The sequence below is a fragment of the Pelagibaculum spongiae genome, from assembly GCF_003097315.1.
Taxonomy (GTDB): domain Bacteria; phylum Pseudomonadota; class Gammaproteobacteria; order Enterobacterales; family Pelagibaculaceae; genus Pelagibaculum; species Pelagibaculum spongiae.
In genome coordinates this window covers 245216-260218 of sequence record NZ_QDDL01000005.1, presented here as the reverse complement: position 1 = coordinate 260218, position 15003 = coordinate 245216, and the positions used below count along the sequence as shown (strand labels likewise).

13 protein-coding genes are annotated in these 15003 nt (G+C 41.8%); 9 read left to right on the top strand and 4 right to left on the bottom strand.

What is annotated here, in order from left to right:
* Positions 1-156 precede the first annotated feature (156 nt).
* Entirely contained in the window at positions 157-1983 is a 1827-nt protein-coding gene (locus tag DC094_RS13695; RefSeq protein ID WP_158527325.1) for a CocE/NonD family hydrolase, read from the top strand.
* Between the two features lie 207 nt (positions 1984-2190).
* Here the strand turns inward: DC094_RS13695 and DC094_RS13690 are convergent, their stop codons facing one another.
* Both DC094_RS13690 and DC094_RS13685 read right to left on the bottom strand, forming a co-directional pair.
* Positions 2191-2940 (bottom strand): YopT-type cysteine protease domain-containing protein, encoded by a 750-nt coding sequence (locus DC094_RS13690; protein WP_116687664.1) that lies wholly within the window; start codon positions 2938-2940, stop codon positions 2191-2193.
* Between the two features lie 630 nt (positions 2941-3570).
* Positions 3571-5031 (bottom strand): IQM protein middle domain-containing protein, encoded by a 1461-nt coding sequence (locus DC094_RS13685; protein ID WP_116687663.1) that lies wholly within the window; start codon positions 5029-5031, stop codon positions 3571-3573.
* Between the two features lie 484 nt (positions 5032-5515).
* Here DC094_RS13685 and DC094_RS13680 point away from each other — a divergent pair, with 484 nt between their 5' ends.
* On the top strand, positions 5516-5704 hold the full coding sequence (locus tag DC094_RS13680) for a Tex-like N-terminal domain-containing protein (protein ID WP_116687662.1): 189 nt from the start codon (positions 5516-5518) through the stop codon (positions 5702-5704).
* Positions 5705-5954: 250 nt separating this feature from the next.
* Here DC094_RS13680 and DC094_RS13675 read toward each other — a convergent pair whose 3' ends face one another.
* Positions 5955-7370 (bottom strand): IQM protein middle domain-containing protein, encoded by a 1416-nt coding sequence (locus DC094_RS13675; RefSeq protein WP_116687661.1) that lies wholly within the window; start codon positions 7368-7370, stop codon positions 5955-5957.
* A gap of 444 nt (positions 7371-7814) precedes the next feature.
* Here DC094_RS13675 and DC094_RS13670 point away from each other — a divergent pair, with 444 nt between their 5' ends.
* From DC094_RS13670 to DC094_RS13660, 3 genes are all read left to right on the top strand, one after another.
* Positions 7815-10127: a Tex family protein gene (locus DC094_RS13670; protein WP_116687660.1), complete on the top strand. Its 2313-nt coding sequence runs from the start codon at positions 7815-7817 to the stop codon at positions 10125-10127.
* A gap of 6 nt (positions 10128-10133) precedes the next feature.
* Positions 10134-10664, top strand: coding sequence for a disulfide bond formation protein B (locus DC094_RS13665; RefSeq protein ID WP_116687659.1), 531 nt, complete (start codon positions 10134-10136; stop codon positions 10662-10664).
* A gap of 213 nt (positions 10665-10877) precedes the next feature.
* Positions 10878-11303 carry an Rsd/AlgQ family anti-sigma factor gene (locus DC094_RS13660; RefSeq protein ID WP_116687658.1) on the top strand — a complete coding sequence of 142 codons (426 nt, stop codon included), beginning with the start codon at positions 10878-10880 and terminating at the stop codon, positions 11301-11303.
* Positions 11304-11412: 109 nt separating this feature from the next.
* Here the strand turns inward: DC094_RS13660 and bamJ are convergent, their stop codons facing one another.
* A complete protein-coding gene (gene bamJ / locus DC094_RS13655; protein WP_116687657.1) occupies positions 11413-12189 on the bottom strand; it encodes a BamJ family beta-barrel-assembly machinery protein in 777 nt (258 codons plus the stop codon).
* 321 nt (positions 12190-12510) lie between these two features.
* On the opposite strand from bamJ, the gene DC094_RS13650 reads away from it, so the two are divergent.
* The 4 genes from DC094_RS13650 (at position 12511) to DC094_RS13635 (ending at position 14936) form a co-directional block, all read left to right on the top strand.
* A complete protein-coding gene (locus DC094_RS13650) occupies positions 12511-13485 on the top strand; it encodes a WD40 repeat domain-containing protein (protein ID WP_116687656.1) in 975 nt (324 codons plus the stop codon).
* Positions 13486-13632: 147 nt separating this feature from the next.
* Positions 13633-13848: a SlyX family protein gene (locus DC094_RS13645; protein WP_116687655.1), complete on the top strand. Its 216-nt coding sequence runs from the start codon at positions 13633-13635 to the stop codon at positions 13846-13848.
* Between the two features lie 19 nt (positions 13849-13867).
* Positions 13868-14230 (top strand): CidA/LrgA family protein, encoded by a 363-nt coding sequence (locus DC094_RS13640; RefSeq protein WP_116687654.1) that lies wholly within the window; start codon positions 13868-13870, stop codon positions 14228-14230.
* Positions 14223-14936, top strand: coding sequence for an LrgB family protein (locus tag DC094_RS13635; RefSeq protein ID WP_116687653.1), 714 nt, complete (start codon positions 14223-14225; stop codon positions 14934-14936). The genes DC094_RS13640 and DC094_RS13635 overlap by 8 nt, the downstream gene beginning before the upstream one ends.
* Positions 14937-15003 lie beyond the last annotated feature (67 nt).

Sequence of the window (15003 nt, the reverse complement as noted above, 5' to 3'; positions counted from 1 at the left end):
TTGCTATTCGCTACTTCCTGTTACAAATTGGCTCGCTAGCCTTTGCTAGGTGTCACTTTAACGAGGTAGAAAACAACATTAGCCACAAAATATTCAGCTAGATATTTTTCTGACGTCTAGTGTTATTGAGTCTCAATAAAAATAATGAATAGACTCATGAATATAAATAATAACAAGAAAAAGCATATCCATGGATTACGGCTTCTCATTTCTGTTGCTTTATTTTTTTTCTGTCAAATATCTTTGGCAGAAACTAATACTAAAAGCTTATATTCTTATCAAGAAGATGTAGTAGTCACTTCTGCTGATGGTATTCGGCTCTCAGCCAACTTACGACTACCGACATCGGGGCAAGCAAGCTACCCTGCAGTTATTTTCTTTTCTAGTTGGGCGCTAACTGAACACCAATATGAACACCCCGCCGCATTTTTAGCCAAACGCGGATATATCGTTTTGGCAATTAATTCACGGGGTTTTCATACCTCTGAAGGTACAATTAATATTAACTCTGACCAAGAAATGGCTGACGCAAGCGCTGCGATTGATTGGTTAGAACAAAATACTCCCGTTGAAGTGGGTAATGTTTCTCTGGCAGGTATTTCTTATGGCGCTGGCATCGCATTGAAAGCTGCAGCATTAGAGCCAAGAGTTAAAACCGTTATCGCAATGAGTGGCTGGGCCAGTTTATATCAGTCGCTCTACCGCCATGAAACACCAAGAACTGCTTGGACAGATTTTCTAATCAATAGTGGAAAATTGACTGGAAATTTAAGCAGTGAAGTAAAAAGTAATTACCAAAACCTACTCAATATTCAAAATGTCTCCGAAACCATCGCTTGGGCAGACTACCGATCACCCGCCAGCTACATTGATCAATTAAATCAACGTAATGTACCTGTTTTTATTAGTAATAACTTCCAGGACAACTTATTCCAGCCGAATCAAATGCTCGATTTTTATCAGCAATTAACTACACCTAAGCATCTTGAACTTAATCAGGGGTTACACGGAGTAGGTGAAGGTGGTGCAATGGCTGGCATAGTGAATAGCCTATGGGTTAATGCATTTAATTGGCTCGATTATTGGCAAAAAGGTATCGACAACGGAATTATGCAGCAAGCTGCAGTCGTCATGGAACTAGACAGTGTTCCTAGAGTGCGAGAAGGATTTTCTGATTGGCCAGTCGCTATGGATCAAATGCAATTGGCACTTTCCCACAGGGAAAATAATGAAGTCGCCATGATGGCACCGCAACGATCCAGCGAAGGTTCAGTCACCATCTACTCTGGACGAGATTCCCGTGCATCAACCGGAAACATGGCCATTATTGGAACGGTGCTGGATGTTTTTGAAATCAAACCCGTAACCGTCGATTTGAGCACACTGCGAACACGCCATGGTATCGGCTGGCAAACTGAACCTTTACTACAAACGACAAAAATACGCGGCATTACCGATGTTCAGCTAACCATTACACCGAGTCAGCCAAGGGTTGAGTTAGTGGGTTATTTATATCGAATCAATCCAAAAGGCATTGCTAATTTAATCAGCCATAGTCCGATAACACTACAAGAAGCAACTCCAGGTGAAAGAATTAACATTGAATTTCAGTTAACTGCAACCGCATCAAATATCGCTGCAGGTGACAGAATTGGCTTTGCACTGGATACACAAGATCTTTTATATCAAAAAGTTAATGAGGACTTTAACATTGAAATTCACCTTGACCAGCCTAGCGTCAGTGCTATATCAATACCGGTAATTGGCAGTCAATATCAACCAGAACCTTTACCCCATTTCGAACCAATCAGCATGAATAAATACCTAGAAACCTTTAAATCTAATCAGCAAGATAACTCAAAAACCTCATCAGTTAAAACTGGCGGTGGTAGTTTTGAAATATGGCTTTTTTTGTTTTTCATTGGGTTTTATTTATTAAGAAAGCGCTTAAGAACCCATTGGATATCTTTTTGTATGGGATGATTTCCCTAATCTAATCCACTACAAAGCAGATTATAAAGTCAGAAAAACCTATTGTAGTGGGATTGCTGAAAATTAAAATGCCAAAGCAAAACTGACAGTGAGAGATCCTTATGAGTTAAAAGCCATAAATACACTGAAGTAGCGTCTTACTACAGCCTTTACAAATTACTCGAATAAATCTAACCCACTGTTTTTTTACTGAGTAAGCTAGATTCTTATAGTTGCTTTAGGTGCATTTCTAGATCTGTATGCATATAGTTCATGATGCCCTGTCAATCCGCCTTGGTATACGAGTTTTATAAACAAATCTATAAACTTACAAAAACTTCTAGTACTACCTCGGCCCGATTTAGAGAACTTTGCTATACCAAAATTTGGATCAAAAATAGCGTAATCATTGTCTGTGTTTACCATGGCGAGAGCATGCCCAGAGGATGCTCCGTAAACATTTAGATGGAAATAACAGTCTGGGTTATTACGAATAAACAAAGCTGAATTTACTAACTTACCAGCGTTATAGCTGACTTTACCAACCATTTGGTAGTCTTTATGTAATACTAGCGTACCGATATCTGCAAAATTATTCACCAAGGAAATTTCTCCTCGCTCAACATTCGCATAAATACTTTCTTCACTCTGCAATTTTCCGGTTTTCGTTGCCGCACGTAAATTCTGCATTTGCATATAACCACGAACTTTACCTTTGCCTTCGGGTGTATTGATCAATCTCATAAAACTAGGAAAGTTAAAACTTTTTTGGATAAGCACCATACTAAAACCGAAACACATTCCATCTAAGCCGTTTAAATTACTAGTGACCATCTTCTTTTTTTTAAAGCCAAATATCGATCTCGCTCTGATGTAATGCATGCCAGCTAACCTGGATCCCTGATCAAACTTAGTAGAAACCACACCACCATTATTTTCTGCAATACTTTTAAATATTTCATAACTCATTGTAAAACCCTTCAAGGAATGATCGTTTAACCGGAGATCAAATGAAATTAAAAAAACAAAGATATCCGTTCTCGATCAGCGCATATAAATTTTCGCTCTTTCCATGAAGTGAATTTAAGAAACTATCAACCTGAAGTCTAGCCCATTCTTTCATGCTTACCAGAACTGAATCGCACTATAAAAAATGCCTTGTAGCCATTTCTGCTAGTGCTTTTAGAGTAATCTAGTATGATTGGTTTACTTTTATAAACAATGATTTGAACAAGATGCTAATGCCATCAATTGTACACAGACAGGGGAATTGAGCGTGCAACAGTGCTAAATCATTTCTACTATAGGGTTGATAAATTAAAGGCTCTGTGCTCTTTAATTATTTGCTAGCGAAGGGGAATTGTTAGAAAGTTGAGCGACAGGCTACTTAAAAAACTAGAGGAACGGTTAGTGCCATCCGCGTAAATTAAAAAACTGCCATCAAAAAAATCGGCTAAACCATTTTATAATCATTCGCCTTGTTGCGATGAAACACTTAAAAACATTTTCATTAATGGCAAAGAATTAATGAAATTTTTGCGAAATAAATCATAAAAAACCTCTATAGAATAACAAACCATAGAGGTTTTTTTATTTACATTAATTCTCACCTTTCTGTTTATGATATGCATGCTCTTGAGCTGCTACATCTAAATCATACAGACGATTCAATGAACCTCTATCAAATAACACCTTATCTCCCCTTCCTACCCAAGTTTTATCTACGCCATGCTTGCTAACAATCATAGCGATAACATCGACATAACTAAGATCAACACCATGAAATTGCAGAGCCTGCAATACGGTTATCATATGATGCTGAGTAGGGCGATAATGGCCACTATCATTGCAGATCCCTGTTACTCGACCTTTTTGAATACGAATACTTCCGGCAAATGCTATCGGTTGGCCTTGCATATAACTAGAGTGAAAGAAATTTTTCTTGCTTCCACCTTTATCAAAGCCTCCATAATGAGGCGCACAATACAAGTTCCAGCTCATATCCATAACACACCCTGAAAAATCATCTATGAACATACTGGGGGCATCAGTTATAACCTGGCTCACCCCTTTCTTAGGTGGTAATGGTGGAGCAAACACTGCCGAACCATCAACTCCTGGAGTTCGGCTACTTTCGGCCAGAACAGGCAAACATTGTTTTAATGAAATTCCTGAAAATTTTTCAGCATTTTGTGGATCTTCTTCTATCCACCAAGGAAGTTGATATCCAAGACCGTCTTTAAATCTAATTTTAAATTTATCTCTTTCAGCCTCGGTTAAATATCTTAAAATCCCTTTCTGTCCGCAATATTGGTCAACTCCAGCACCATGAGCTCCCATTTCACGCCCAAAAAAATGCGTTAATGAACTAGGAAGCTCACTATTGGATGATAATTTAAAGTGCCATCTTAAAAAGCAAACTACTCGCATATATAAATTCTGCACAGCAGGCCTTCGTGCTTGTTGTAACCATACAATTCCGCCTACAGGCCCAGGTGATCCCTTAGGTGCACTTTCTAACCAATTAGAAATTGAATAATAAAGATTACATAAAATATAAAGCTGTTCACTAATCGATGATTGATAATATGCAGCTATCATCGATGATATCATATTGATTTGAGAATCTTGCTCCATCACTTGCTTATGCGCCGCCGCCGATTTTCTCTGCATGTCTTGCCGGGCCCCTGGCGGTAAAATTGCTCTGGTTTTAGGGCTTCCTGGCCTTTTAACGCCCGTTTTTGGTGGAACTGGAGGTGAAGCTCCTGCTTTAGTTGGTGGAAGCAATGGTTTTTTTCCACCAACTTTAGGAGAGTTTGTTGCTTCTGTTCCAGCGGCTGAAATGTCAATTTGCCTCAACCATTCATCATAAGTTGGCATCTTATTTTTTCTGATATCAATACTACCAGCAGCTAGCAAAAGCATTTCCAAGTCGGTTGTGTGTTGTATTGAAATTGCAGAACCAGACGCGCTAGGTTTCATCGCACCTCTCAATTCATCGTGTTTTACTGGTGGTGGGCTTTTAGGTCTCTTCGGAGACTTTTTTCCAAACAAAGGCATACTTCACCTCAACAAGAACGATTGATGCATCCTTGCAAAAATTTCCCTCTAAAAAATTGGTTTTTTTAGTCATGCAATAAAGTTTAAAATTTCTTGTTTTATCGAAAAACTGATAATTGTTTACTTTTATTAATAATAAACACTAACAACTAAAATATTTTCATGACAGCGACCGTTAAAACAAAAAGCGTCAACGTTAATCATGAAGAAATTTAATAATTAATTGAATTATAAGATAAAATCTCACTAAAAATAAAGCAAGAGGACTCTCAATGTCCGACACAACAGAAAAAGTAACTGAAGGGGCATCCGTAGTAAATAAATAGTGGCATTGTTACTATCAACTAATAGTCTAGCCCATGCCCTCCCTCTAGGTGTACCGGAACTGTGTCGCACTATGAAAATTACCTTGCAGCGATTGTTGCTAGAACTTCTCGAGTAACCCGGTATAATCGTTTCATCTCTAGGAACGAGAATTTAGAATATGAATGCCATAAATCGCCAGCTAGCTGAGGAATTGAGCGTACAAGAGCACCAAATAATTTCTACTGTAAACTTGCTGGGTGAGGGGTCGACCGTGCTCTTCATTGCCCGCTATCAAAAGGAAATCACCGGAGGGTTGGACGATAGACAGCTCAGAAAACTAGAGGAACGGTTCATGCCATCTGCGTGAATTAGAAAACTGCTATCACAAGGTCGGGGGTCGACTGGGTCGGTTTATGATTATTTATTTTATCGCGATGAAATATTTTTATATCAATAGTGGAAATCTAACGAGAATTTTAAATAACGAATTAAAAAGAAATCAATAAAGCTTATTTGAAATTGAAATAAAATCTCATATAAAACCAAGAAAATTCTTCGTGAAACAAATCATAAAACACACCTTCATGAATAATTTCTTGAACAGTATTCCATTTACATTAATTATGACCTTTCTGTTTATGATATGCATGCTTTTGAGCTTCTTGATCCAATTGATATAAAGCATTCAATGTATCTCTATTTCGCAAAACAGTATCTCCCTTTCCTACCCAAATTTTATCTACGCCATGCTTGCTAACAATCATAGCGATAACATCGACATAACTAAGATCAACACCATGAAATTGCAGAGCCTGCAATGCAATAATCATATGATGTTGAGTAGGGCGATAATGGCCACTATCATTGCAAATCCCTGTTACTCGACCTTTTTGAATGCGAATACTTCCGGCAAATGCTATGGGCTCACCCTGCATATAACTAGAGTGAAAGAAATTTTTCTTGCTTCCACCTTTATCAAAGCCTCCATAATGAGGTGCACAATACAAGTTCCAGCCCATATCCATAACACACCCTGAAAAATCATCTATGAACATACCGGGGGCATCAGTTATAACCTGGCTCACCCCTTTCTTAGGTGGTAATGGTGGTGCGGGTACTATCATGCCATTTGTTCCTGGAGATCTGCTACTTTCGGCCAGAATAGGAATGCATTGTTTTAATAAATCATTTGATAATTTTTTAGGACTTTGCCCGTCAATTTCTTCTATCCACCAAGGAAGTTGATGCGCAATACCATCTTTAAATCTAATTTTGAACTTGTCTCGATCAGCTTCGTTTAAATAGTACAAAGTTCCTTGGTCATTGTTAAATTTATCTGACTCAGTACCATGGGCCCCCATTTCTCGCCCAAAAAAATATTTTAATTTTTCAGGGATCAACTCGACTGAGGTCAAGTTCAAATGCCATTTCAAATAACGTACAACTACCATATATAAGTTTTGTACAGCAGGTCTACGAGCTTGCTGCAACCATATCGCTCCACCTATTGGTCCAAGTGCTGTTGTTTGAGGTATATTTTCTAACCAATTAGATGTTGCATAATAAAGACTACATAAAATATAAACTCGCCCATTAGCGGATGATAAATTAAGTGCTCCGACCATAGAAGATATCATATTGATTTGAACATCTTGCTCCATCGATTTCTTATGTAAATCCGCACTCTTTGCTCGGAGTGCTGCCTCAAACCCTGGCGGTAACATAGCTTTTTTTTCATCGTCAGCAGCCCTTCTAACGCCCATCGTGGATGTCGTTACTGTTGGTGGCAGCATTGGTTTTTTACTTGATTCAGCATAATTTGTTTCTATCGTACCAGCGACTAAGATGTCCATTCTCTTCAGCCATTCATCATGGGTTGGGAGATGATTTTTTCGAGGATCTATTGCTCCCGAATAAAATATAATTTTTTTTAAATCAAATTGCTGATTTTCCTGACTTGATGTAACAGGTCGAGTTGCTTCTCTTATTTCTCTGTACTTTATTGGTGGAGCGTTCTTTTTAAAAATAGGCATGTTCTATCTCAATAAAATGTCTTGCAAATCATTAAAAACTTACTTTAAATGATTTATTAACTTCCATGTTAATTAAACTCAAACTCATTTTACCATTTATGCATATTTAATTAAATTATTCTGTTTATAAGTTTCACAGAGAAACAATCGTTATCAACGTGCATAAAAAAATACTTGTAAAGCTGGTTGACCGCATAGCTGTTCAATAAATCAAAAAAATAAAATACCTTCAGTATTCAGCTCAACAGAAGGTGATAGTTGAAAGCGTCATCCGTAATAAATATGAGTATTATCACTATTGAAGAAAAGTCTAGCCCATCATTTGATAAGACATGCCTCTACTGCATCACACTACAAAATTTACCTTGTAGCGACTGTTGCTAGAGCTTCTCAAGTAACCCGGTATAATCGATTCATCTCCAGGAACGAGGATTTACCCAGAATATGAATGCCATCAATCGCCAGCTGGCCGAGGAATTGGGCGTACAAGAGCGCCAAATCATTTCTACTGTAGGCTTGCTTGATGAAGGGTCGACCGTGCCCTTCATTGCCCGCTATCGAAAGGAAATCACCGGAGGGTTGGACGATGGACAGCTCAGAAAACTAGAAGAGCGACTAGGCTATCTGCGTGAATTGGAAGACCGTCGTAATACGGTATTGTCCAGCATCGAAGAACAGCAAAAGCTAACCCCAGAACTGAAGCAACAAATTCTTAGCGCTGATACCAAAACCCGCCTTGAAGATCTTTATCTGCCTTATAAAATCAAGCGGCGTACTAAAGCACAAATTGCCCGTGAAGCCGGTTTAGCGCCTTTGGCTGATGCTTTAAAAGCAGACCCAATGCTTGAACCTGAACAGCAAGCTGCTAGCTATATCGATGCTGAAAAAGGTGTTGCTGACACCAAAGCAGCTTTAGATGGTGCGCGTCAGATTTTAATGGAGCAGTTCGCCGAAGACGCCGCATTACTAGAAAAAATGCGTAGCTGGTTATGGGATAATGCTTATTTAAAATCTGCAGTCGCAACCGGTAAAGAATTAGAAGGCGCTAAATTCTCTGATTATTTCGATTATCTAGAAGCGCTGAACAAAATCCCTTCCCACCGGGCATTAGCTTTTTTCCGCGGTCGCAATGAAAGTGTGCTGAATATTAGCCTGCAGCCAACTGAAGAATTACCAGAAGATCCACGTGCATTCGGTCCTTGCGAAGCCATGATCGCCAAGCATGTTGAAATTTCTGATCAAAAACGCCCGGCGGATCGTTGGTTATTAGATAGCGTTCGTTGGTGCTGGCGAATTAAATTACAGCTGAGCATGGAAACGGAGCTGCTAGGTCGAATTCGTGAAATGGCTGAACAAGAAGCGATCAAAGTGTTTGCCGATAACATGAAAGATTTGTTAATGGCGGCACCAGCCGGACAACGCGCCGCGATTGGTCTAGACCCTGGATTACGCACCGGTGTCAAAATTGCCGTGTTAGATAACACCGGTAAGCTGGTTGATCACACAGCGATTTTTCCACATGCACCTCGCAACAACTGGAATGAGTCGTTAGTTACGCTGGCCAAACTGGCGGAAAAACACAATATCGAATTAATGGCAATCGGCAACGGCACTGCTTCTCGGGAAACCGACAAATTAGTCGGTGATCTGATCAAAATGGCTCCACAACTGAAGCTAACCAAGGTAATGGTTTCAGAAGCCGGCGCATCGGTTTATTCGGCTTCTGAAATTGCTGCGGCAGAATTTCCAAATCTTGATGTCACCATTCGCGGCGCCGTTTCTATTGCCCGCCGCCTGCAAGATCCGTTAGCCGAGTTAGTGAAAATCGAGCCAAAATCAATCGGTGTCGGTCAATATCAGCACGACGTTAGCCAAAGCAAGTTAGCTAAAAGCTTGAGTAGCGTGGTTGAAGATTGTGTAAACGCTGTTGGTGTTGATATGAACATGGCCTCTGCAGCTTTGCTGACCAAGGTCGCTGGTTTGAATAAAACCTTGGCGCAAAATCTGGTCGATTATCGAGACAGCAATGGCAGCTTTAAAAACCGTAAGCAGCTATTAAAAGTCAGCCGACTGGGGCCAAAAGCATTCGAGCAATGCGCTGGTTTTATTAAGATCACCAATGGCGATAACCCACTAGATGCTTCTGCGGTTCATCCGGAATCTTACCCGGTGGTAGAAAAAATCCTCAAGGATACCGGAAAGGACATTAGCCTTTTAATAGGTGACATTTCTTTCCTCAATAAATTAGACCCTAAACGGTATATTGATGAACAGTTCGGTTTACCAACCGTCACTGACATTATTAAAGAACTAGAAAAACCCGGTCGCGATCCTCGCCCAGAATTCAAAACCGCCACCTTTATGGAAGGGGTTGAAAAGCTGAGCGACTTGCAAGTCGGCATGGTGTTGGAAGGCACCGTGACCAACGTGACCAACTTTGGTGCTTTTGTCGATGTCGGTGTTCACCAAGATGGCTTGGTTCATATTTCGGCGATGTCGGAGAAATTTATTTCCGATCCCCGAGAAGTGGTCAAGGCAGGCGATCTGGTAAAGGTTAAAGTGATGGAAGTTGATATTCAGCGCAAACGTGTTGGATTGACCATGCGCATGACAGATAAACCAGAACCCAAAACAGAGACCAGCACTTCGCGTTCAGCTAGCCCACGTCGCCAGAGCCAGCGTGCTGCTCAGCCTCGTCAAGAAGCTTTCGCCAATAACGCATTTGCTGATGCTTTCGCCAAAGCTAAAAAGGAATAGGCAAACATGTTAAGCAAACTTTCCAGCCGTCAGGTTTATGCTGTCGGATTTTTAATGTCGGCATTTTTGGTCGGCTGTTCAATTACCTTCCAATATGGATTAGAGCTAGAGCCTTGCCCGCTATGCATTATTCAACGGGTATTAATGGTCAGCTTGGTCGTTATTTGCGGCCTGGGACTAGTGCTTAATCCTAAAGGCATTCTTAATAAGCTAGTTGGCTTAACTGGTGTTGCAGCAGCGAGTGCTGGTTTTGGTGTCGCAGCACGTCATGCCTGGATTCAAAGCCTACCTGCCGACCAAGTTCCAAGTTGTGGTCCTGGCCTGTCTTATATGATGGACACCTTTCCGTTACTGCAAACACTGCAAATGGTTTTAGTCGGTTCCGGTGAATGTGCTGAAGTGGTTTGGAGTCTGTTTGGTTTCGGCATGCCTTGGTGGACTGCTTTAACATTTGCCTGCTTCTTGATCGTAGCGTTATGGCAAACCTTCCGCCGCTTACCAGTTGCTGGCTACAACGGCTCTGGATTCGCAAACTAAAGCGAATGCCAAGTCAGTAAATTTTCAATTTTTGAAATTGATTCTGTTTGGGCCAGCTTGTCTGGCCCAAGTTGTGAGGTTTGCTACAAAGTTACCCGACAAACTTGCACCTTTTTGTTGTTGCGTCCTAAGCTGAATTTGTCCATAAAAAAATTTTGTTCCAGGGAAAACCCGCCAATCTGGCCGGATGCTAACACCACAGGGAGCAGTAAAATGACAAGTCAGGTTCCACACAACTTGCCCCATGACAATGACCAACAATCAATTAGAAGCTGGGTTTACCAAAGAAATAACCTGTTGGTAAGTTGGTATGCATCAGCAGGGTTACCGGTCAGCGATAATCAACTTCAAGCACCGCCGCTACCAAGCGCAAGCAAACTAAAACAGCAATTAATTGATTACACCAGCGCAGCTCACTTCCATCTCTATTCCAAAATTCTTGAACAAGCTTCTGCCCAAGGTTATGACAAACAACAGCAATTCCAGCAGATGTACCCCAAACTAGTCAGCCTGACTATGGAAGCCTTGGATTACTCAGAGCAAGATATTTTGAATCAAGAAAAGATTTCACGGATTGGCGAGAACATTGCCACTCGCTTTGAATTAGAAGATCAGCTGCTAAGAGATTTACAACTTTGAAACTGCTTCACACTCGATGTAAAAGTAAGCCACAGCATAGTCAGGTCACATTAAAAAGGGCGACTCAATCAATGAGTCGCCCTTCTTTTTTCGATTAAAAAATCAGGAATTACCCTGCTTTTTTGTCTTCAGCTTTTTGCTCAGCAATGCTGATCAGTTCAATCTTGAACTTCAGCGCGCTGCCCGCAGGGATCTTGCCAGCAGGACGGTTGCCGTAACCTAATTCAGCTGGAATATAAACTTCCCAAGTAGAACCAACTGGCATCAGTTGCAGTACTTCAGTCCAGCCTTTGATAACACCTTGCAGAGGGAAAGATACTGGCTCGCCACGCTCATAGGAGCTGTCGAACACGTCACCATTCAGCAAAGTACCTTCGTAATGAGTCGTAACGGTATCAGCCAACTGTGGCTTTGCACCTTTACCTTCAGTCAAAATCTTGTACTGAACACCACTATCCAGCGTGATCACGCCTTCAGTTTTACCATTTTCAGTGAAGAAAGTGGTTGCGTCAGTAGTACGACTGCTTAATTCCTGTTCTTGCTTGGCTCGCTCTTCTTCCATTTTCTTCTGCTGGAAAGCAAACATTGCGTTTTGAGCATCTTCTTGGCTCAGTAATAACTCCTTACCAGAAAAGCTATCTTGCAAGCCTTTTACCAGTAAGGTCATGTCAGCTTCAGACAGATTTTTACGCAGGTTGTCACCGATATTCATACCGATGCTATAGCTAACCTTATCTAAATCAGTCTTCAGCAATTCAGCAGCTGGTGCTGCCGCTTCTACTGCAGGCTTGGCTGCTTCAGCCTCAGCTGTTTTATCATCACCAGACTGGCAACCAACCAATCCAAAGCCCAGCACTAGACCAGAAGCAAGAAATAATCTTTTCATGTCAGAGTTCTCAATCCTTTTTACGAGTGCCGACAAGCGACAGCATCCAAGTTCGCCCGATATCTGTCAGGCATTCAAAATTCATCTTCGGCTCAAGCGCGAAGACTGGACAGTTTAGGGGAATAACAAAGCATCCGGCAAGGTAAAACCCGTTTAGTTCGCAAGCAATCGGGTAGATTTCACGAATTGATCCTTATTCTTTCCTGATGCAGGTCACTCGTCTTCCCAAATTAACCGACAAAATAATCAATTGTATTTATCCCAGTCTGACTCGGGCTATTTTCTGACCAGAAGTAAAACAAAAAGCGAAGACATTATTCCATGAAACCGACCATTAAATTGATCAAATCCAGTCTGCTAATAGCCAGTTTGTTTATTTTAACTGCCTGCCAACCAGACAGTTTTCGCTCGACATCGGTACAACTTAGCGGCACTAGCCTGCTAGATGCACAAATGGATGTCGCCGGTAACTACTTGGTATTTATTGATCAGAATGCTGAGTCAGCACCTTTGTGGGATCTGAAAACCAATCAGCCCAAGTTTCAATTTCAGCATCCAGATAATCGACTAGTACGGCGAATTGCGATGAGTGGCGATGGCCGCATTGTTGCGACATCTGACCTAGACAAAGTCGGTTTATGGCAAACAGACAACGGCCGTCATATGGGTTGGATGAAAACCGACAGCCGAATTAATGCTTTAACACTCGGTCCAAAAGGCCAGCAGCTGGCAATTGCCTTAGCCAATGGCAATACCATCTATAAGCATTTTGCTTCTAGCAAAAGAGTCCGTTTGCCGCATCCAGAAGGTGGTGTCGAGCAACTGGCTTTCAGCCCAGATGGAAAATTATTGGCGATTGCAGGCAAAACCCGAACTCGCTTATGGCGGATCAAAGACCGGGAAATGCTGCAAGATTGGACCGGAAATCGCAGTATTTCTACGCTGGAATTCACCCCTGACAGCCAAAAATTATTAATGAGCGAAGCCTTGGGAGATAGCTGGATTGCCAGTATTGATAACGGCCGTAAAACGGTTGAACTTCAGCACAATCAACGCTGGTTCACCGCTAGAACCGCTCATTTTACCGACAACAACCAACTGCTCACCGGCGGCCCTGCGAGGGATTTACGAGAGTGGAGCGTTCACAACGGCCAGCAAGTTCGCCAATGGCAAACACCGGCTAGCAAGGGTGAAATTTTTCCCAAAGATCCGCTGATTCTGGATCTGGTGTTAACCAAGCAGCGCCAATTAAAATTGGTCACTTCTGATGGTTTGCTTTGGAGCGGTCGTTTTTAAGTTGGTTTCTCGCTATCACTTTTATTGCCACTTAGATAAGCACTTGATTGGCGGGTTATTTGATTGAGTCAATCTAAGACTGATGGCTAATTACCTAATCCTGGTCATTTCCGTTACACTGCGGCTGATTTTTTAGTGAGTTTTCCAATGGAAAAGAATATTGAAGATCTTGAGTGCCGGATTGCTTTTCAGGAAGCCACCATTCAAGAATTAAGCGATCAGCTCTATCTGCAACATAAGACGCTGGAAGCAATGGATCTGCGGATACAGCGGTTAACCACCCAGTTTGCTGAGCAAAGCGAAGCGATGGCTTCGATTGGCGCAGACTCTGATGCTGCCAGCAATATCCCTCCCCATTATTAATCTGCAGTAGAACCTAATTATGCTTAAAGGCTTCTCTCTATTACTGGTATTTCAACTATTAGGTGAAATGCTGGTGTATTGGGTCGGCCTGCCGCTGCCTGGCCCAGTATTGGGCATGACATTATTGTTTGCTCTGCTACTGATAAAACCTGCGCTGTTGGATGATTCGCTTAACCAAGCAGCGCGTACTCTGATTCGTTATTTAACCTTACTATTTTTGCCTGCTGGCATCGGCATTATGGTGCATTGGTCGCGCTTACAATCCCAAGGTTTTGCTCTGATCAGTGCAGTGATTATCAGCACATTGCTCGGCTTGATTGTTAGTGGTTGGGTGTTAAGTAAGTTGATCAAATCTGAATCAGCCGGAGCCGATAATGACTGACTTTTGGACCTTTCCCGGCGCAGATGTATTGCTCTATTTATTGCTAACGCTACTGGCGTATTTACTCGGTGAGCAGGTCTATCAAAAAGCTAACCGGCATCCCATGGCACACCCGGTCATCACTGCCATGTTGGTGATTATTCCAACCTTGGTTATTTTTGATACTGACTATCAAGATTACTTTAAAAGTACCGAGCTGATTCACTTCTTTTTAGGCCCTGCAACCGTTGCCTTGGCGGTTCCGCTATTTACCTTCCGCGCTGAAATTCGCCGAAATTTTATGCCGATTCTAATTGCTTGTTTTGCTGGCGGTGCAACGGCAGCAGCTAGCGCCGTTGCAATTGGTTATTACCTCGGTGCAGACCACGCATCACTGATGTCACTAGCACCCAAGTCAGTCACCACGCCTATTGCGATGGGTGTTGCTGAAAAAATTGGTGGCTTGCCTTCACTCGCAGCCGGCTTTGTCGTACTTACCGGTGTATTTGGCGGGGTGGTGGGCATTCCAATTTTGCGCCGTTTAAAAATCCGAGATCAGCGAGCGCAAGGCTTTGCTCTAGGCGTTGCTGCCCACGGCTTTGGTACCGCAACCGCTTTTGAAATTAGCGAGAAAGCGGGCGCATGGGCAGGGTTAGCGCTGGGCTTAACCGGTTTATTCACCGCGCTAATTATACCTTTTTTGGTGCCACTGTTATTACCGGCCTAACTTGGAATAACGCTCAAAATACCAAGTGAACGATGGCTATTTTATCGATTCACAGAAGCTTAATTCA